This is a genomic window from Streptomyces sp. NPDC104371, assembly GCF_055583785.1.
In genome coordinates this window covers 565181-582931 of sequence record NZ_JBVJNF010000002.1, presented here as the reverse complement: position 1 = coordinate 582931, position 17751 = coordinate 565181, and the positions used below count along the sequence as shown (strand labels likewise).

Genomic DNA, 17751 nt, shown 5'->3' with positions numbered 1-17751 from the left:
ACCTCTCACACCACCGGTCGGGGACCGGTGTTCGGGCCGTGGGAACCCTCGGGCTCCCGGTAGTGGTGATACGCATGGTGTGCCCCGAAGCCCAGCCCCGTATACAGGGCCCGCGCCGCCGCGCTGCCGGACTCCACCTGGAGCCAGGCCGCCGAGGCGCCCTCGTCGAGGGCCCGCTGGGACAGGGCCGCCATCACGGTCGTGGCGAGCCCCCTGCGGCGCTGCGCGGGATCGACCTCGACGGCCGCGAAACCGGCCCACCGCCCGTCCACCACACAGCGCCCGATCGCCGCCGGGGGAGCGCCCGCCGCCCCCGGAACGGCCGCGAACCACACCGAGGGCCCGCTGCCCAGCACCTTCAGCGCGACCTCGCTCAGCCCCTTGCGCTGGTAGCGCGCGAGCCAGCCCTCGTCCACCGTGCGCGTGAGCCGCACGCCACCGGCCTCGCGGTCCGCCACGGGGGCCAGGGCGCCGGTCCACAGCTCGGCGGTCACCTTGCGCGTCCAGCCGCGCGCCGCCAGCTCCGCGCACAGCGGCTCCTGCGTGCCCTCCGCGCCGGTCGCGAGCTGCATATAGGCGGGCAGGCCGAGGGCCGCGTACCAGCGCCGTACGGCCGCGAGCGCCTCGTCCAGCGGCAGGCCGGGATCGCCCAGCGGCAGCACCGAGTTGGCGCGGCGGGTGAATCCTGCGGCGGCGCGCAGCTCCCAGTCGCCGAGCCGCTCCCGCCGCACCGGCTGCCAGGCCCTGGCGGAGATCCGCGCCAGCTCCTCGTACGAGGCCGAGGGCCCCCGGCGGCGCGCCGGAGCGGCCGGGACGACCTTCCCCGCGACCATCGAGGACTCCGCGATCCGCACGCTCTCCCCGTCCCGGCGAGTGATCATCAACACACCGTCGCCCCATGAGGTGAGCACGCCGACCGTGTCGGTGTACTTCTCACCCGCGGAGGCCTGTTCGGTCACGCGCCGTACGGAGACGCGTTTGCCCACGTCAGCGGCGGTGATACGGACTTCGAGCCGTCCGCCCGCAGATATTTCCACAGGTCAGTTCACCCCTCCTGTTCGGATCATGCCCAAGAACGGAGATACTAGGGGCGGGCATCGACGACGCCGCGCTCCCGCGCGCCAGGCGGCGGAGCCTGAGGAGGCCCGCCAGCGCCCTACCGAGGAGGAACGACAGCGTGACCTACGTCATCGCAGAGCCTTGTGTCGACGTCAAGGACAAGGCGTGCATCGAGGAGTGCCCGGTCGACTGCATCTACGAGGGCCAGCGGTCCTTGTACATCCACCCGGACGAATGCGTCGACTGTGGAGCCTGTGAGCCGGTCTGCCCGGTCGAGGCGATCTTCTACGAGGATGACACTCCCGAGGAGTGGAAGGACTACTACAAGGCGAACGTCGAGTTCTTCGACGAGCTCGGCTCGCCCGGTGGCGCCAGCAAGCTGGGGCTGATCGAGCGTGACCACCCCTTCATCGCGGCGCTGCCCCCGATGAACAAGTAAGCGGCACTGTACGTCCTCTCCCTGGTTCCCGGCTTCCACCGGGAGCCGGGGGGAAACCTCATCGTCCCGGTCCCGTACGGCGCCCGCCCGCGCCGCACGGGACCGAGGCGTTTACAGCGCCCGTAACGGGTGTCGTCGTAGCAGAAAGTGAGCCGATCGCTGTGTCCGCAGTCTCAGATCCCCACTCGTCCCGGCCGTCGCTGCGCGACCGCCTGCCCGCGTTCCCGTGGGACAAGCTGGAGCCGTACAAGAAGACGGCCGCCGCGCATCCGGGCGGGATCGTCGACCTGTCCGTCGGTACCCCGGTCGACCCGGTCCCCGAGCCGGTCCAGAAGGCGCTGATCGCCGCCGCGGACTCCCCGGGCTATCCGACCGTCTGGGGCACGCCCGAACTGCGCGACGCGATCACGGGCTGGGCGGAGCGCCGCCTCGGCGCCCGTGACCTCACCCACCACCACGTCCTGCCGATCGTCGGCTCCAAGGAACTCGTCGCCTGGCTCCCGACGCACCTGGCCCTCGGCCCCGGCGACAAGGTCGCCTATCCGCGCCTGGCCTACCCGACGTACGAGGTCGGCGCCCGCCTGGCCCGCGCGGAGCACGTCGTCTACGACGATCCGACCGACCTGGACCCGACGGGCCTGAAGCTCCTGTGGCTCAACTCCCCGTCGAACCCCACGGGCAAGGTGCTGGGCAAGGAGGAGCTGACCCGGATCGTGGCCTGGGCGCGCGAGCACGGCGTCCTGGTCTTCTCCGACGAGTGCTACTTCGAGCTGGGCTGGGAGGCCGAGCCCGTCTCGGTCCTGCACCCCGACGTGTGCGGCGGCTCGTACGAGGGCATCGTCGCCGTCCACTCCCTGTCCAAGCGTTCGAACCTGGCCGGCTACCGGGCGGCGTTCCTCGTGGGCGACCCGGCCGTCCTCGGCCCGCTGCTGGAGATCCGCAAGCACGGCGGCATGATGACGTCGGCGCCGACGCAGGCGGCGGTGGTGGCGGCGCTCGCCGACGACACGCACGTCACGCAGCAGCGCGCGCGGTACGCGGCCCGTCGTACGGCCCTGCGCGACGCGCTCGTGCGGCACGGCTTCCGGATCGAGCACAGCGAGGCGAGCCTGTATCTGTGGGCGACGCGTGAGGAGTCCTGCTGGGACACCGTGGCGCACCTCGCCGACCTGGGCATCCTGGTCGCCCCCGGCGACTTCTACGGCTCGGCGGGCGAGAGGTTCGTCCGTGTGGCGCTGACGGCGACGGACGAGCGCGTGGCGGCGGCGGTGGAGCGACTGTCCCGTGCGTAAGGCGGTGTCACGTACACGCGCGTAAGGCTGTTCACGCGTACGGCGGAGGGGCCGGGGAACGTTCCCCGGCCCCTCCGCCGTCGGCCTCGCGCCCCGGGCTCAGCCGCCCAGCGGCAGCCCCGGCAGCGGCAGTCCCTGCGTCGGCAGGCCGCCGCCCGTCGCCTTCTTCGCGGTGTCGCCGAGCAGACCGCCGTTCTGCCCCGCCGCGGCCCCGGTCGCCTTCTGCGCGACCGGCGTGGCCGTCCCGACGAGTCGACCGGCCGTCTTCTGCGCGACCGGCGTCGCCTTCTTGACCGCGGTGTGGCCGACGTTGCCCGCGATCCCGGTGACCTTCCGCGCGGCGCCGTCGACGCTGCCGACCTGCGCGCCCTGGAGGCTGGTCAGCCCGCCGAGGTTCTGGGTGCCCGGAAGGTCGGTCGTCGCCGCGCAGGCGGAGCCGGCCGCACCGACCACGGGCGCCGCTCCCGCCGCGATCAGCAGCGCGGCACGGGCGATCCGACGGGTCAGGGGGAGGGACATGATGCTCCTTAGACGGGAGAGAACGGTGAAGTGTCCGACCGCGCCCGCTGATGGCCGCCGCGGGCTCGGACGCAGTGACTACCGCTCGAGGCCCGCGAAGGTTGCGGTGACCCGCCGCAAAGAGTTGGCAATGCGTCGCATTATCGGGTGGGGAGGAAATCGGGCAAACGATCCTCGCGCGAAGCGGCCGCTGAGATCCCCCAATCCCTTTGCCGCCAGGGAAGTTGGAGTCCTGGAAGGGCCGACATACGCCGCGGCGCGCCTCGTCACCGAGGCGCGCCGCGTACAACCCCGAGGGGGGAGGACTCGTACTGCTGGCCGAGAAGGCCCAGCTAGTCCCCGATGACGATACGGACCCGGCCGGCCGACGCCTTCGCGTCCGAGACGTGGGTCGTCTCACGCCACTGGTCCGCGTACCCGCCGCGCGACCACACCCGGCCCGCGTAGGAGACCCGCGAGATGCGCAGCGACGAGGAGTTGGCCACCGCCCAGTGCGCCAGCTCCCAGCCCCGCTGGTCGGCGGTGCCCGAGGCGGTGGTCTTCCGGGGCACCGGGATCGTCACGGTGTCGGTGGTCCGCTTCGCCGTGGCCGTGGGGGACGGCGAAGGCCGTTCGGAGCCCACCTCCGCTCCGGCCGACGTCAGCACCTCGCGCCCGAAGTCCCGTACGAGCGCGGCCCGTACGGCGTCCGAGCCGCCCGTCGCGGTGGGGGCCGGGCGGCCCTGGCAGGTCAGCGTGGCCGCCGCGTGGCCGGTGAGCGCGGCGGCGAGCAGCGTGGCGTCCGGCTCGTGCTTCGCGTACGCCTCGGGGAAGCCGCTGCGCTGCACCCGCTGGGCGGCGACCGTCAGCGGCAACTCCTTGTAGCCGGGCACCTTCGCCAGATGCTCGTAGAACTTCCCCGCCGCGTACGTCGGGTCCATGATCTGCCGCTCGGTGCCCCATCCCTGCGAGGGGCGCTGCTGGAACAGGCCGAGTGAATCCCGGTCGCCGTGCTCGATGTTGCGCAGGCCCGACTCCTGGAGCGCGGTCGCCAGCGCGATCGTCACCGCGCGCTCGGGCATGCCGCGGGTGGTGCCGACCGCGGAGATCGTCGCCGCGTTGACCGCCTGCTCCGGCGTGAAGTCGTACGACGTTCTGTCACCTCGTCCCGAAATGACCGTGCATCTCGGCGCGTTCGAACCAGTGAGGTACTGGACGGCGAGATAGCCGACGACAGCGAACAGGACCATGACGGCCGCGGTACTCCGCAGAAGACGGCCGCGGCGACGGGGAGAAGGGGACGGCTCAGGCACCCGTACAAGGTACTGGAGAGGCCTCAAGTGGCCTTCCGAGGCTGTGGAAAACGCCTCGGGCGCTCCGGCCGCGTTAGGGTCGACGGCATGGCCGACACCCCCCTTGACCTCACGCTGGACGCCGCGCGGCTCACCGCCCGGCTCGTCGACTTCCCCTCCGAGAGCGGGAACGAGAAGCCGCTCGCGGACGCGATCGAGACCGCGCTGCGCGCGCTGCCGCATCTGACGGTGGACCGGTACGGCAACAACGTCGTGGCCCGTACGCACCTCGGGCGGGCGGAGCGCGTCGTCCTGGCCGGCCATATCGACACGGTCCCGATCGCGGACAACGTCCCCTCGCGGCTGGCGGCGGACGGTGTGCTGTGGGGCTGCGGCACCTGTGACATGAAGGCGGGCGTCGCGGTCCAGCTCCGTATCGCGGCGACGGTCCCCGAGCCCAACCGCGACCTCACGTTCGTCTTCTACGACAACGAGGAGGTCGCCGCACACCTCAACGGTCTGAAGCATGTGGCCGAGGCCCATCCCGACTGGCTGGAGGGCGACTTCGCGGTGCTGCTGGAACCCTCCGACGGCCAGGTCGAGGGCGGCTGCCAGGGCACCCTGCGCATGCAGTTGAAGACCAAGGGCGAGCGGTCCCACTCGGCGCGGAGCTGGATGGGCGCGAACGCGATCCACGCGGCGGCCCCGATCCTGGCCCGCCTGGCCGCCTACGAGCCCCGGTACCCGGTGATCGACGGCCTGGAGTACCGGGAGGGGCTGAACGCGGTCGGCATCTCGGGCGGCGTCGCCGGGAACGTGATCCCCGACGAGTGTGTGGTCACGGTCAACTTCCGCTACGCGCCGGACCGGAGCGAGCAGGAGGCGATCGCCCATGTCCACGAGGTGTTCGCGGACTGCGGGGTCGAGGAGTTCGTGGTGACCGACCACAGCGGCGGCGCGCTGCCCGGTCTCGCACACCCGGCCGCGGCGGCCTTCGTGGCGGCGGTCGGCGGCACCCCGCAGCCCAAGTACGGCTGGACCGACGTCTCCCGCTTCAGCGCGCTCGGCGTCCCGGCCGTCAACTACGGTCCGGGCAACCCCCACTTGGCGCACAAGCGGGACGAACGCGTGGACACGGCGAAGATCCTCGCGGGCGAGGAGCGCCTGACGGCCTGGCTGACGTCCTGATCCGCCGCCTCGACGTCACCATGGCGGTTCATGGCGGACGGGCGCAGGTCCCCCACACGTAACCCACCCGGATCTACGCTGGGGTGGAACGGCCTTCCCCCAGAAGCGCGGCTTCGCCCTCCACTCCCGGCTCCGCCCGCGCGGGGGACGGCCCTGAACAGGCAAGACCCCGACGCGGAGGGAGCGCACATGCCGACCGGCAACCCCGAGGGCAAGAAGGTGCCACCGGACGAGCAGCGACTCGGTCCCGTGCTGCGCAGGCGGGACCAGGTGACGAGGAGCACCACGGACCAGCGGCTGCTGGACGCGGGCGGCCCCTCGGACTGGGTCCACACCGACCCCTGGCGTGTCCTGCGGATCCAGTCGGAGTTCATCGAGGGCTTCGGCACGCTGGCCGAACTCCCGCCCGCCATCAGCGTGTTCGGCTCCTCGCGCACGCCGGTGGACTCACCGGAGTACGAGGCGGGCGTACGGCTCGGACGCGGCCTGGCGCAGGCGGGCTGGGCGGTGATCACGGGCGGCGGCCCCGGGGTGATGGAGGCGGCCAACAAGGGCGCGTGCGAGGCGAAGGGGGTCTCGGTCGGCCTCGGCATCGAGCTGCCCTACGAGGTCGGCCTGAACCCGTATGTCGACATCGGACTGAACTTCCGCTACTTCTTCGTCCGCAAGATGATGTTCGTGAAGTACGCGCAGGGCTTCGTGGTCATGCCCGGCGGCCTCGGCACCCTGGACGAACTCTTCGAAGCCCTGACTCTGGTCCAGACCGAGAAGGTGACCCGCTTCCCGATCGTCCTCTACGGCACCGCGTACTGGGGCGGCCTGGTGGACTGGCTCAAGAACAGCGTGGTGTCCCAGGGCAAGGCCATGGAGAAGGACCTGCTCCTGTTCCATGTGACGGACGACGTGGAGGAGGCGGTGGCGCTGGTGTCGAAGGAGGCCGCGCGCTGAGACCGGGGCGGGGGAGCCGGGGTGTCAGGCCAGGCCCCGGCGGGCCACCGCCGGTGCGCGATGCCCGGCGATCGACGCCACCATGTCCAGGACCTGCCGGGTCTCGGCCACCTCGTGCACCCGGTACACCTGCGCGCCCAGCCAGGCCGACACCGCCGTCGTGGCCAGCGTCCCCACCAGCCGCTCCTTGACCGGCTTGTCCAGCGTCTCGCCCACGAAGTCCTTGTTGGACAGCGACACCAGCACCGGCCACCCCGTGGCGACCATCTCGCCCAGCCGTCGCGTCGCCTCCAGGCTGTGCCGGGTGTTCTTGCCGAAGTCATGGCCGGGGTCGATCAGCACCGACTCGCGCGGCACGCCCAGCGCCACCGCCCGCTCGGCCAGGCCCACGGTCACGTCCAGGACGTCGGCCATGACGTCGTCGTAGCGCACCCGGTGCGGCCGGGTACGCGGCTGCGCTCCGCCCGCGTGGGTGCACACCAGCCCCACCCGGTGGCGCGCCGCGACCTCCGCGAGCCGTGGATCGACCCCGCCCCAGGCGTCGTTGAGCAGATCGGCGCCCGCCTCGCAGACCGCCTCACCGACGTCGTGCCGCCAGGTGTCCACGCTGATCACGACGTCGGGGAAGCGGCGCCGCACCTCGGCGACGAAGCCGACCGTGCGCCGCGCCTCCTCCTCGGCCGTGACCTCTTCCCCGGGCCCGGCCTTTACCCCGCCGATGTCGATGATCGCGGCGCCCTCGGCCACCGCCTGCTCCACACGCGTGAGGGCGGGCTCGTCGCGGAACGTGGCGCCCCGGTCGTAGAACGAGTCCGGGGTCCGGTTCACGATCGCCATGACCACCGGCTCGTGCGCGCCGAATTCCCGCCTGCCCAGCCTGAGCATCCCCAGTGACCTCTTCCGTTCTGTCCGTTCCTCGGCCGCCTGTGACCCTAATCGTCAGCGTCGCATGGCACGATCGGACCCGGACTACATTCGACAACGGCACTGCCGCGTCGGCGCACACGCGTCGGCACCGAGCGTGGGGACCTCAGTGATGCTCATGTTCTTGTTCCTGGTCGTCGCGCTCGCCGTCGTGGTGGCCGCGGTCACCCTGGCCGTGGTGGGCGGCGGCGAGAGCGCCGCCCTGCCCGAGGCGGTGCCCGAGCGGCTCGACGACCCGCTGCCGCCGGACCGCCCGGTCGACCGCGCGGACGTGGAGGCCCTGCGGTTCCCGCTCGCCGTGCGCGGCTACCGCATGGCGGACGTGGACGACGCGCTCGGCCGTCTCGGCGCCGAGATCTCCGAGCGGGACGCCCGCATCGCCGATCTGGAGGCCGCCCTCGCCGGGGCCCGTACCGCGGCTGTCGCGGACGAGCGGACCGCGGAGGACCACCGATGAGCGGGACGGCCCTGGCGGGCGAGGACGGCGTACTGCGCTGCCCCTGGGCCCTGTCGGCCGAGGACTACGTGGCGTACCACGACGCGGAGTGGGGCCGCCCGGTCCACGGCGACGACGCGCTGTACGAACGGCTGTCCCTGGAGGCGTTCCAGTCGGGGCTGTCGTGGATCACGATCCTGCGCCGCCGCGAGGGCTTCCGCGAGGCCTTCGCCGACTTCCACATCGCCAAGGTCGCCGCGTTCACGGACGCCGACCGTACGCGCCTGCTCGCCGACCCGGGCATCATCCGCAACCGCGCCAAGATCGAGGCGACGCTCGCCAACGCGCGCGTGCTCGCCGACTGGGCGCCGGGCGAGCTGGACGAGCTGATCTGGTCGTACGCCCCTGACCGGGACGCCCGCCCGGTCCCGAAGACCCTGGGCGACGTCCCGGCGATCACCGAGGAGTCGACGGCCCTGGCCAAGGCCCTCAAGAAGCGCGGCATCCGTTTCGTCGGCCCGACGACGGCGTACGCGCTGATGCAGGCCTGCGGGCTGGTCGACGACCACCTGGTGGACTGCGCGGCCCGGGAGGGCGCCCTGGCGGCCTGAGCGGCCCGGAACCGGGGGCCGAGCGGCCCCCGGTGGACCCGCGCCCGTGCTTACCGCCCCAGGTACGTCGGCTTCTCCTTGGCGACGAACGCGCGCACCGCGATCATGTGGTCCTCGGAGGCACCCGCGCGGGTCTGGAGCTCGCCCTCCTTCTCCAGCGCCTCGTCCAGGGAGTGGGAGAGCCCGTAGGCCAGGGACTCCTTCACGGCCGCGTACGCCAGGGTCGGCCCCTCGGCCAGCGCGCGGGCGACCTTCTCCGCCTCGGCGCGCAGCTCGGACGGGGGCACCAGACGGTTCGCGATCCCCCACTCGTACGCCTGCTGCGCGCTGATGCTGCGCGGGAAGAGCAGCAGGTCCGCGGCGCGCGACGGGCCGACGAGGCGCGGCAGCGTCCAGGAGATCCCCGAGTCCGCGGTGAGCGCGACCCCGGTGAACGACGTGTTGAAGGCCGCCGTGTCCGCGACGATCCGGTAGTCCGCGGCGAGCGCGAAGCCGAAGCCCGCCCCGGCCGCGACCCCGTTCACGGCGGCGACCACCGGCTTCGCCGCCCCGGTCAGGGCCCGCACGATGGGGTTGTAGTGCTCCTTGACGGTGCTCATCACCCCGCCGCCGCCCGCGCCCGACTCCTGCGCCTTGAGCAGCCCGATGTGCTCCTTCAGGTCCTGCCCCACGCAGAACGCCCGGTCCCCGGCGGCGGTCAGCAGGATCGCCCGCACGGCGTCGTCGTCCGCCGCCTCGCGCGCCACGTCCCGCAAGGCGACCTTGGCCTCGGTGTTCATCGCGTTCATCGCCTCGGGGCGGTTCAGCGTGATCGTCGCGAGCCCGTCGCTGACCTCGTAGAGCACGGTGTCGGCCATGGTGGTCCCCTCCGGTGTCGTGGCTCCGTCGTACCGATCGGTACGCGCTGCGTCCGAAGGACAGCATGGCCGAGAAGACGGGCCGCGGAACGGAGCGGACATGTGACCTGCGTCAAAGAATTCCGGTGCGTGGTCGATCGGCAGATGTCCGTGCGAGGGCGCAGTATCACAGCCCCGTCGCCGAATTGGGTGGTTTTGCTCGCGCGTGTTGCTCAAGCGATGCGGACTGATGTTGGTCATCGGGTCCTGAGATGCGGGATAATGGCTTGGAAGCAATGTGTTCGATGCCGGTGTCGCGTGTCTTGTGAGCGACCGCTTGCCCTTCACGGGGGATGTCGGCAGAGATGAGCTGGTTTCAGGAAGGGGAACGAGCATGGCGGCCATGAAGCCGCGGACGGGCGATGGCCCGCTCGAGGTGACCAAGGAGGGGCGGGGCATCGTCATGCGCGTTCCGCTCGAAGGCGGCGGTCGGCTCGTCGTCGAGCTGACTCCCGATGAGGCCGACGCGCTCGGCGACGCCCTCAAGAAGGTCGTCGGCTGACGCGGAAGCGACCCCAATGTGTGGTGACCCCGGCATCGTACGCGGTGCCGGGGTCACCGCGTTCCAGGGGGGCGACGCCCTCCGCGGCACGTCCGGGGCACGTCCGCGACCACCCGGCGGGCACGGTCAGCGCTTGACCGCGCACAGCAGCCCGTCGCCCACCGGCAGCAGCGAGGGCACCAGCTCCTGGCTCTCGCGGACGGCGCGCAGCAGCTCCCGCTGACGCAGCACCTCGGCGGGCTGCGGACCGGAATCCACCGTGCGGCCACCCGCGAGCGCGCCCTCGAAGACGACGAGGCCCCCGGGGCGCAGCAGACGCAACGATTCGGCGAGGTAGTCGAGGACCTCGAGCCGGTCGCCGTCGCAGAAGACGAGGTCGTAGCCGGCGTCGGCGAGGCGGGGCAGCACATCCAGCGCGCGGCCCGGGATGAACCGGGCGCGGTTGCTCGCGAACCCCGCGGCGCGGAAGGCCTGGCGGGCGAACTGCTGGTGCTCCGGCTCCGGGTCCACCGTGGTCAGCACGCCGTCGGGGCGCATCCCGTACAGCAGATGGATCCCGGAGACACCGCACCCGGTCCCGATCTCCGCCACGGCCTTGGCGTCCACGGTGGCGGCGAGCAGGCGCAGCGCGGCGCCCGCGCTGGGCGTCACCGAGCGCAGCCCCGCGTCATGGGCCCGGTCACGGGCCCAGTGCAGCGCGTCGTCCTCGGCGACATAGGCGTCGGCGAACGCCCAGCTCGTCTGCCGGTTGCCGGTAATGACCCTCTCCTGTCCCCGCGATTGCCTGGGCGTGACTGTATCCGTTGATGGCGGGAACCCGCAGATGGGACCGGGCGTTCATGAGGGTGGGAAGAACAACGGGGTAAGGACGGGGGACACGGGTGGTCGTGGTCGCCGAGCAAGTGCTGACGCAGCCGCATCAGCGCGTATCAAATTCTCGTAAAACCGCTTATCCGGAGCTAACGGGCGAGGTGGCTATGGTAGGGGCTCCACTGGACACCACCAGAGCCGACAGGGGAGGTGCGGCTGCGCCTGCGGACCGGGGAGGGGTGCTGCGGCGCCTTCTCAGGTCACTGGGTGAGCCGAAATCCGTGACCGACATCGCTGACCAGCACCACGCTTCCGACACCGCGCAGACCGCGACCTTCGCCACCGACGCGGACTCGCAGGCGTGGACTCCGCCCACCTGGGAGGAGATCGTCAGCATGCACAGCGGCCGGGTCTACCGACTGGCCTACCGCCTGACGGGAAACCAGCACGACGCGGAGGATCTGACCCAGGAGGTCTTCGTCCGCGTCTTCCGCTCCCTCTCGACCTACACGCCCGGCACGTTCGAGGGCTGGCTCCACCGCATCACCACGAACCTCTTCCTGGACATGGTCCGCCGCAAGCAGCGCATCCGGTTCGACGCGCTGGGCGACGACGCGGCCGAGCGGCTCGCCAGCCGTGAGCCCAACCCCCAGCAGGTCCTCCACGACGCGCACTTCGACGCGGACATCCAGCAGGCCCTCGACACGCTGGCGCCCGAGTTCCGCGCCGCCGTCGTCCTCTGCGACATCGAGGGGCTCTCCTACGAGGAGATCGCCGCGACGCTGGGCGTCAAGCTCGGCACGGTGCGCTCCCGTATCCACCGTGGCCGCTCCCAGCTCCGCAAGGCGCTGGCGCACCGTTCACCGGAGGCCCGCGCCGCCGAGCGGCGCTCCTTCATGGACCGGGTGCCCGCGCTGGGAGGAGGAGGCGCGACCGCGTGAACGCATCCTTTCGCCCCACACCGGCAGAGCAGCATCTGGGAGACCGCCTCTCCGCCCTGGTGGACGGAGAGCTCGGTCATGAGACGCGCGAGCGCGTGCTGGCCCATCTGGCCACGTGCGCGAAGTGCAAGGCCGAGGCCGACGCCCAGCGTCGGCTGAAGAACGTCTTCGCCCAGGCCGCGCCCCCGCCGCCCTCCGAGAGCTTCCTGGCCCGCCTTCAGGGCCTGTCCTCGGCAGGGGGTGATGTCGACGGCGGTGGCACGCCGCTCGGCGGGGGAGGCTTCGGCACCGGACGCCAGGATCCCACCGGACTCCCCGCGGGCCCCGGCCTCTTCGGAGTGAGGCGCGAGCCCTTCGGGTACGCGCCTTCGGGGCCGCATGCGGCGGCCCTGGCCCCCTCGGGGAACCGCGGCCTCCCGGCGGACAGCGGCTTCCGTATCCATCCCGTCGGCCGCCCGGACGCCGAGCGGTCGGCCTCGCGCGGGCTGCGGTTCGCCTTCGCCGCCGCGGGCGCGGTGTCGCTGGCCGCGATCGCGCTCGGCGGGGTGTCCACGGGGGTCACCAGCGGATCGGCCGTCGAAGCGCGCGGTGGCGCGGGCAACGGCAGCAATGTGATCCCGACCCGCGCGCCGGGCGCGGGCGGCGTCGCCCCGGCGTCGGAGGGGCAGCGTCGGCGCTCCTCCGGAGTGCCGTTCGGGCAGCGTACGTCCGGGTCGGCCCCCGTGGTCCCGACCGGGGCGGCGGCCCCGCTGCTGCCCGCGGTGCCCGCTCCGGGCATCGAGGACGCCACGCGGATCCGCGCCCTGAACTCCCCCGTCGCGGCGGGCGCCATCGAGATGTCCCCGCTCATACATCCGCTCGCCCCGACCCCGCCGGTCATGCTGACGTCCTGGTCGGCCGTCCCGGAGATCACGGTTCCTCCGTCGGCCCCCCTGCCCGTCGCGCCGTCCCCCACGCCCTCCGCGCGCGCCTCCCGCTGACGCGGCGTCTGCGCGGGGGCCCCGGAACCTGGTTGAATCCGGGGTGGGCCGCGCTCGTGTGCCAGGGCACTGGCGATCCGGGCGCGGAGCCAGCAATTCAACGGCGACCACCGGTGCCGCCGTGCTGCGCGCCGGGTGTGGGGAGAGCATGAACGAGGGGAAGCCGATCCCGCCGGGGCAGGCCGACGCAGAGGCACCCGAGGTACGGGACGGAGCGCGTCCTCGCGCGGCGGCCAACGCCGACGGTGACTTCGAGCTGGAGCGCCCGGCGGGCGCCACCGCGCCGGAACCGTCGGACGCGGTGCCCGCAGGTACGGGTGTCGGTGCGGGTGCCGATGACGGTGCGGGTGCCGATGACGGTGCCGGTGCCGTGCGGGAGCCCGCCGTCGAAGAGGTCGTCGCCCTGCCGGACCGGGAGGTCCAGGGAAGGGAGGCCCAGGCCGCCCCTGTCGACCGCCCCAAGCCCCTGCACGACCCCGACCCCTACGACACCCCGCCCTACGGCGAACCGGGCCCCTGGGCCCCCGCCCCGCCCGTCCAGCACCCCGTGGCAACGCCCGCGCAGGGCACGGCGATCCAGCACCCGGTGGCAACCCCCGCGCAGGGCACGCCCGTCCCGCCGTATCCGCCCCAGGGCGCGCCGGTCCCGCCCGCATCCGCGCCGGGCGTACTCGCGGCGGCCCCGATGGCACCCGACGCCCCCGTCCCCGTACCCCCCGGCACGGCCTCGGACGTACCGCCCGGCTCCCCCTGGCAGAACTACGACCCCTGGGCGCCCCAAGCCCCCCTCCAGCAGAGCGGCGCGTCCATCGCGACGAAGGAGCAGCGGCGCAAGCGGGCCAGGAAGGTGCTGGTGCTCGGGGCCGTGCTGATCGCGCTGGCGGCCGGTGGCGTCGGCGGGGTCGTCGGTGCCGCGCTGGAGCGCGACGGCGGGGTCGGGGACGTCCAGTTGCCGCAGGCCGGGCAGGAGGCCCCGGACCGCGACCCCGACAGCGTCGCCGGGATCGCCGCCCGCGCGCTGCCCGGCGTCGTGACCCTGCACGTCAAGGGCGCCGGAGCCGAGGGCACCGGCACCGGCTTCGTCCTCGACGAGCGCGGGCATCTGCTCACCAACAACCACGTCGTCGAGCCCGCCGGGTCCGGGGGCGAGATCTCCGTGACCTTCAACAGCGGCGAGACCGCCAAGGCCACCGTCGTCGGCCGGGACACCGGCTACGACCTCGCCGTCGTGAAGGTCAGCGGCGTCCACGGCCTGAAGCCCATGCCGCTCGGCAACTCCGACAACGTCCAGGTCGGTGACCCCGTGGTCGCCATCGGCGCGCCCTTCGACCTGGCCGGCACCGTCACCTCCGGGATCATCAGCGCGAAGGAGCGGCCGATCACGGCCGGCGGCAAGAAGGGCGACGGCGGCGATGTGTCCTACGTCGACGCCCTCCAGACCGACGCCCCGATCAACCCGGGCAACTCCGGCGGCCCCCTGCTCGACGCCAAGGGCCGCGTGGTCGGCATCAACTCCGCCATCCGGTCGGCCGACAGCGGTTCCGGCCCGACCGGGCAGGCCGGGTCGATAGGGCTCGGCTTCGCCATCCCCGTCAACCAGGCCAAGCGCGTCGCCGAGGAGCTGATCAACACCGGCAAGGCCACCCACCCCGTGATCGGCGTCACGCTCGACATGAGCTACACCGGGGACGGTGCCCGCGTCGGCGCCAAGGGTGCGGACGGCGGCCCCGCGGTCAACCAGGGCGGCCCCGGCGAGAAGGCCGGGATCAGGTCGGGCGACGTCATCACCGAGGTCGACGGCGTGCGGGTCCATTCCGGTGAGGAACTCATCGTCAAGACCCGCGCCCACCGCCCCGGTGACCGGCTGCGGCTCACCGTCGTCCGCGACGGCGGGCAGCGGAAGATCACGCTCGCCCTCGGCTCCGCCGACGGAAGCTGACACGTCCTAGGCGGAGGGGAGGGGAGGAAATCCTGTCCCCTGGGCAAACAACCCGGAAAACCGGTCGGGTCCGCACGGCCGGGAATGCCGGGACGGTATCGGTCTCACGGGAACGCCGGGTACCGTGGATGCGGCCCGGACCACGGAAGACCCGCATCGACCACCGAGGGCCGAGGACCGAGGACATCGCAAGGAGCTTCAGGTGTTCAATGACATAGGACCGCTCGAGCTGGCCACGATCGTTGTCATCGCCGTGCTCGTGTTCGGCCCGGACAAGCTCCCGAAGGTGATCCAGGACATCACCCGCACCATTCGCAAGATCCGGGATTTCTCGGAGAGCGCCAAGCAGGACATCCGTACCGAACTCGGCCCCGAATTCAAGGACTTCGAGTTCGACGACCTCAATCCCAAGACGTTCATCCGCAAGCAGCTCGGCGGTGACGAACTGGGGCTCGAGGAGATCCGCAGCAGCTTCGACATGAAGAAGGAGATGTCCGAGCTCACGGACGCGGTCAACGGCCGCGCGTCCGACTCCTCGACCTCGGACTCCTCGTCGTCTTCGTCTTCCGGTTCCTCCGGTTCCACCGGCGGCACCGTCGACATGACGAAGAAGGCGGACCTGTCGAAGGAGACGGACCTGTCGAAGAAGGCGGATCTGACGAAGAAGCCCGGCCCCGAGGAGCGCCCGATCTTCGACGTCGACGCCACCTGAGCCGTCCGCGCTCGCCGTCCCCGGACGGCGGCCCCCGTGCCATGAAGCAGGCCCTGCGCCAACCGGCGTAGGGCCTGCGCACGTCCAGGTGGCCGTACGTACAGGGTGTTTTCCTGATCTTCGAAGCGCTGTGGCTATGCTGCCCAGTTGTTGCGCGGACCGATTGGGAGCGAGGACGCCCGTGGGGGGCGGGCCGCTCGGGTCCGACGAGAGCGAGGAGGCGTCCGGGCATGGAGACGACGAGTCGGGTGGGCGCGCAGCCCCCGGCCGGTGAGGGCGGACAGACGTCCCCCTACGCCCGGCGCACGGTCGACGGCTATCTCCAGGCGTCCTTCCCCTGGTACGGCCTCGACGAGGCGTTCACGGGGCCGCGCTGGCTGATGCAGGTGGGCACGGCGGCCGACGGGACCGTGGCGCACGGTTCGGTCGGGCACGGCGACGCGCCCTCGGTGCGCGGCGAGACGTCCGAGGACAAGGAGCGGTTCGCGGTCGTGGTGACCGTCGCGGCCCACCCCGTGCGGCGCAGCCCGGACGGTACGGGGCACCTGGAGGCCACCTCGGTCTCCTCCGCGGCCTGGCTCGCGGGCGCGGGGCTGCTGTCGATCACCTGGCCGGGCGGTCTCGACCACACCCTGCGGGACGACTGGGTGGACCAGCAGACCGAGACGGCCTGGGTCCTCGCGGACGATCTCTCAGGACCCGACTGGTCCACCCTGTCCCTGCCCGTGGACGGCGTCCCGACGCCCTTCCACTATCGCGAGTCGGAGTTCGGCTGGGTGCTCGCCGGGTCCACCGAGGCGGGGGCGCACGTGGGCGCGTACGGCAGGGGGATGAGCGCGTACGGGCTCGCCTTCGCCGAGATCAGGGACATCGGCGCCTACGCCGCGTAGCCCCGCGACGCGCACGAGCAGCAGCAGGGGGCACCGTCCACGACGGCGCCCCCTGACCCGGTACCGGAACCCGGTACTAGGGCCTGTTGCGAAAGTCGCGTCGTTCGCCCGGAGGGCGGGCCTGGCGGCGTCCGGTGCGGTGCATCGCAAGGCGGAGGGTCGCCCGCGTACTGGATGTACGCGGGTGATCCCGACAACGCGGCGAGGTGCCGTGCCGGGCGTCGCCAGGCAGGCGGGACTTTCGCAACAGGCCCTAGAACTTGTTCCTCGGCGTGAGGCCCAGCGACATGCCCGACAGGCCCCGCTGGCGTCCGCCCAGCTTGCCCGCGATCGAGCGCAGGGCCGAGCCCGCCGGGGAGTCGGGGTCGGTCAGGACCACCGGCTTGCCCTCGTCGCCGCCCTCGCGCAGCCGGACGTCGATCGGGATGGAGCCGAGGACCGGGACCGCCGTGCCCGTCGTCCGGGTCAGGCCGTCCGCGACCGCCTGGCCGCCGCCCGTGCCGAAGACGTCCACCATCTCGCCGCAGTGCGGACAGGGCAGACCGGACATGTTCTCGACCACGCCCACGATCTTCTGGTGGGTCTGGACGGCGATGGAACCGGCCCGCTCCGCCACCTCGGCGGCGGCCTGCTGCGGGGTGGTGACCACCAGGATCTCCGCGTTCGGGACCAACTGGGCCACCGAGATCGCGATGTCGCCCGTGCCCGGCGGCAGGTCGAGCAGCAGCACGTCGAGGTCGCCCCAGAAGACGTCCGCCAGGAACTGCTGGAGCGCGCGGTGCAGCATCGGGCCGCGCCAGACGACCGGTGCGTTGCCCGGCGTGAACATGCCGATCGAGATGACCTTCACGCCGTTCGCCTGCGGCGGCATGATCATGTTCTCGACCTGGGTGGGACGGCCGTCCGCGCCCAGCATGCGCGGCACGCTGTGGCCGTAGATGTCGGCGTCCACGACACCGACCTTCAGCCCGTCTGCCGCCATGGCCGCCGCCAGGTTGACCGTCACCGAGGACTTGCCGACGCCGCCCTTGCCGGACGCGACCGCGTACACGCGCGTGAGCGAGCCCGGCTTGGCGAAGGGGACCTCGCGCTCGGCCTGGCCGCCGCGCAGCGCGGTCGCCAGCTCGCGGCGCTGCTCGTCGCTCATCACGTCGAGCGCGACGTCGACCCGGGTGACGCCCTCGACGCGGGAGACCGCCTCCGTGACGCGCTGGGTGATCGTCTCGCGCATGGGGCAGCCGGAGACCGTCAGGTACACGGTGACCGCGACCGTTCCGTCCGCACCGATCTCCACCGATTTGACCATCCCGAGTTCGGTGATGGGTCGCTGGATCTCGGGGTCGTTCACCGTCGCCAGCGCTTCGCGCACCGCGTCTTCCGTAGCCATAGGGAGA

Annotated in this window: 19 protein-coding genes; 12 read left to right on the top strand and 7 right to left on the bottom strand. The window is 72.3% G+C overall.

Annotated features, from left to right (window positions below; genetic code table 11):
• Nucleotides 1–5 precede the first annotated feature (5 nt).
• Nucleotides 6–1037, bottom strand: coding sequence for a GNAT family N-acetyltransferase (locus ACZ60T_RS08485; protein WP_469665282.1), 1032 nt, complete (start codon nt 1035–1037; stop codon nt 6–8).
• Nucleotides 1038–1177: 140 nt separating this feature from the next.
• Between ACZ60T_RS08485 and fdxA the strand changes: the two genes are divergently transcribed.
• Nucleotides 1178–1498 carry a ferredoxin gene (fdxA, locus tag ACZ60T_RS08480; RefSeq protein WP_252426326.1) on the top strand — a complete coding sequence of 107 codons (321 nt, stop codon included), beginning with the start codon at nt 1178–1180 and terminating at the stop codon, nt 1496–1498.
• Nucleotides 1499–1659: 161 nt separating this feature from the next.
• Nucleotides 1660–2790, top strand: coding sequence for a bifunctional succinyldiaminopimelate transaminase/glutamate-prephenate aminotransferase (locus ACZ60T_RS08475; RefSeq protein WP_469665281.1), 1131 nt, complete (start codon nt 1660–1662; stop codon nt 2788–2790).
• 99 nt (nt 2791–2889) lie between these two features.
• On the opposite strand, the gene ACZ60T_RS08470 is transcribed toward ACZ60T_RS08475, so the two are convergent.
• The gene (locus ACZ60T_RS08470) at nt 2890–3309 is read right to left on the bottom strand and encodes an ATP-binding protein (RefSeq protein WP_469665280.1); all 420 of its coding nucleotides are present in this window, start codon (nt 3307–3309) and stop codon (nt 2890–2892) included.
• A 332-nt stretch (nt 3310–3641) separates the two neighbouring features.
• Nucleotides 3642–4601 (bottom strand): VldE C-terminal domain-containing protein, encoded by a 960-nt coding sequence (locus ACZ60T_RS08465; RefSeq protein ID WP_469665279.1) that lies wholly within the window; start codon nt 4599–4601, stop codon nt 3642–3644.
• An 87-nt stretch (nt 4602–4688) separates the two neighbouring features.
• Here ACZ60T_RS08465 and dapE point away from each other — a divergent pair, with 87 nt between their 5' ends.
• Both dapE and ACZ60T_RS08455 read left to right on the top strand, forming a co-directional pair.
• A complete protein-coding gene (gene dapE, locus ACZ60T_RS08460; RefSeq protein WP_469665278.1) occupies nt 4689–5768 on the top strand; it encodes a succinyl-diaminopimelate desuccinylase in 1080 nt (359 codons plus the stop codon).
• Between the two features lie 189 nt (nt 5769–5957).
• Complete coding sequence (locus tag ACZ60T_RS08455) at nt 5958–6716, top strand: LOG family protein (RefSeq protein ID WP_365621879.1); 759 nt, start codon at nt 5958–5960, stop codon at nt 6714–6716.
• 24 nt (nt 6717–6740) lie between these two features.
• On the opposite strand, the gene folP is transcribed toward ACZ60T_RS08455, so the two are convergent.
• Nucleotides 6741–7601 carry a dihydropteroate synthase gene (folP, locus tag ACZ60T_RS08450; RefSeq protein ID WP_365621882.1) on the bottom strand — a complete coding sequence of 287 codons (861 nt, stop codon included), beginning with the start codon at nt 7599–7601 and terminating at the stop codon, nt 6741–6743.
• Nucleotides 7602–7752: 151 nt separating this feature from the next.
• Between folP and ACZ60T_RS08445 the strand changes: the two genes are divergently transcribed.
• Both ACZ60T_RS08445 and ACZ60T_RS08440 read left to right on the top strand, forming a co-directional pair.
• Nucleotides 7753–8097 carry a DivIVA domain-containing protein gene (locus ACZ60T_RS08445; RefSeq protein ID WP_365621885.1) on the top strand — a complete coding sequence of 115 codons (345 nt, stop codon included), beginning with the start codon at nt 7753–7755 and terminating at the stop codon, nt 8095–8097.
• Nucleotides 8094–8687: a DNA-3-methyladenine glycosylase I gene (locus ACZ60T_RS08440; RefSeq protein ID WP_469665277.1), complete on the top strand. Its 594-nt coding sequence runs from the start codon at nt 8094–8096 to the stop codon at nt 8685–8687. The genes ACZ60T_RS08445 and ACZ60T_RS08440 overlap by 4 nt, the downstream gene beginning before the upstream one ends.
• 50 nt (nt 8688–8737) lie before the next feature.
• Here the strand turns inward: ACZ60T_RS08440 and chcB are convergent, their stop codons facing one another.
• Nucleotides 8738–9544 carry a 2-cyclohexenylcarbonyl CoA isomerase gene (gene chcB / locus ACZ60T_RS08435; RefSeq protein WP_469665276.1) on the bottom strand — a complete coding sequence of 269 codons (807 nt, stop codon included), beginning with the start codon at nt 9542–9544 and terminating at the stop codon, nt 8738–8740.
• A 373-nt stretch (nt 9545–9917) separates the two neighbouring features.
• Between chcB and ACZ60T_RS08430 the strand changes: the two genes are divergently transcribed.
• Entirely contained in the window at nt 9918–10085 is a 168-nt protein-coding gene (locus ACZ60T_RS08430; protein WP_003966491.1) for a DUF3117 domain-containing protein, read from the top strand.
• 126 nt (nt 10086–10211) lie between these two features.
• Here the strand turns inward: ACZ60T_RS08430 and ACZ60T_RS08425 are convergent, their stop codons facing one another.
• Nucleotides 10212–10910: an O-methyltransferase gene (locus tag ACZ60T_RS08425; RefSeq protein ID WP_469665558.1), complete on the bottom strand. Its 699-nt coding sequence runs from the start codon at nt 10908–10910 to the stop codon at nt 10212–10214.
• A gap of 224 nt (nt 10911–11134) precedes the next feature.
• Between ACZ60T_RS08425 and sigE the strand changes: the two genes are divergently transcribed.
• From sigE to ACZ60T_RS08400, 5 genes are all read left to right on the top strand, one after another.
• The gene (gene sigE / locus ACZ60T_RS08420) at nt 11135–11836 is read left to right on the top strand and encodes an RNA polymerase sigma factor SigE (protein ID WP_365621895.1); all 702 of its coding nucleotides are present in this window, start codon (nt 11135–11137) and stop codon (nt 11834–11836) included.
• Nucleotides 11833–12816, top strand: a complete 984-nt coding sequence (locus ACZ60T_RS08415; protein ID WP_469665275.1) for an anti-sigma factor family protein — start codon at nt 11833–11835, stop codon at nt 12814–12816. The genes sigE and ACZ60T_RS08415 overlap by 4 nt, the downstream gene beginning before the upstream one ends.
• A 148-nt stretch (nt 12817–12964) precedes the next feature.
• Nucleotides 12965–14755: a S1C family serine protease gene (locus ACZ60T_RS08410; RefSeq protein WP_469665274.1), complete on the top strand. Its 1791-nt coding sequence runs from the start codon at nt 12965–12967 to the stop codon at nt 14753–14755.
• 202 nt (nt 14756–14957) lie between these two features.
• Nucleotides 14958–15467 (top strand): sec-independent translocase, encoded by a 510-nt coding sequence (locus ACZ60T_RS08405; protein ID WP_469665273.1) that lies wholly within the window; start codon nt 14958–14960, stop codon nt 15465–15467.
• A 230-nt stretch (nt 15468–15697) separates the two neighbouring features.
• Nucleotides 15698–16357, top strand: a complete 660-nt coding sequence (locus ACZ60T_RS08400; RefSeq protein WP_469665272.1) for a hypothetical protein — start codon at nt 15698–15700, stop codon at nt 16355–16357.
• Nucleotides 16358–16610: 253 nt separating this feature from the next.
• Here the strand turns inward: ACZ60T_RS08400 and ACZ60T_RS08395 are convergent, their stop codons facing one another.
• Nucleotides 16611–17744 carry an Mrp/NBP35 family ATP-binding protein gene (locus tag ACZ60T_RS08395; protein WP_365621910.1) on the bottom strand — a complete coding sequence of 378 codons (1134 nt, stop codon included), beginning with the start codon at nt 17742–17744 and terminating at the stop codon, nt 16611–16613.
• Nucleotides 17745–17751 lie beyond the last annotated feature (7 nt).

Coding starts and splice junctions, on each gene's coding strand:
- ACZ60T_RS08395 (WP_365621910.1), bottom strand. CDS start 17,744: ATGGCTACGGAAGACGCGGTGCGCGAAGCGCTGGCGACGGTGAACGAC.
- chcB (WP_469665276.1), bottom strand. CDS start 9,544: ATGGCCGACACCGTGCTCTACGAGGTCAGCGACGGGCTCGCGACGATC.
- ACZ60T_RS08400 (WP_469665272.1), top strand. CDS start 15,698: ATGGAGACGACGAGTCGGGTGGGCGCGCAGCCCCCGGCCGGTGAGGGC.
- ACZ60T_RS08430 (WP_003966491.1), top strand. CDS start 9,918: ATGGCGGCCATGAAGCCGCGGACGGGCGATGGCCCGCTCGAGGTGACC.
- ACZ60T_RS08455 (WP_365621879.1), top strand. CDS start 5,958: ATGCCGACCGGCAACCCCGAGGGCAAGAAGGTGCCACCGGACGAGCAG.
- ACZ60T_RS08440 (WP_469665277.1), top strand. CDS start 8,094: ATGAGCGGGACGGCCCTGGCGGGCGAGGACGGCGTACTGCGCTGCCCC.
- dapE (WP_469665278.1), top strand. CDS start 4,689: ATGGCCGACACCCCCCTTGACCTCACGCTGGACGCCGCGCGGCTCACC.
- ACZ60T_RS08445 (WP_365621885.1), top strand. CDS start 7,753: ATGCTCATGTTCTTGTTCCTGGTCGTCGCGCTCGCCGTCGTGGTGGCC.
- folP (WP_365621882.1), bottom strand. CDS start 7,601: ATGCTCAGGCTGGGCAGGCGGGAATTCGGCGCGCACGAGCCGGTGGTC.
- ACZ60T_RS08470 (WP_469665280.1), bottom strand. CDS start 3,309: ATGTCCCTCCCCCTGACCCGTCGGATCGCCCGTGCCGCGCTGCTGATC.
- ACZ60T_RS08410 (WP_469665274.1), top strand. CDS start 12,965: ATGAACGAGGGGAAGCCGATCCCGCCGGGGCAGGCCGACGCAGAGGCA.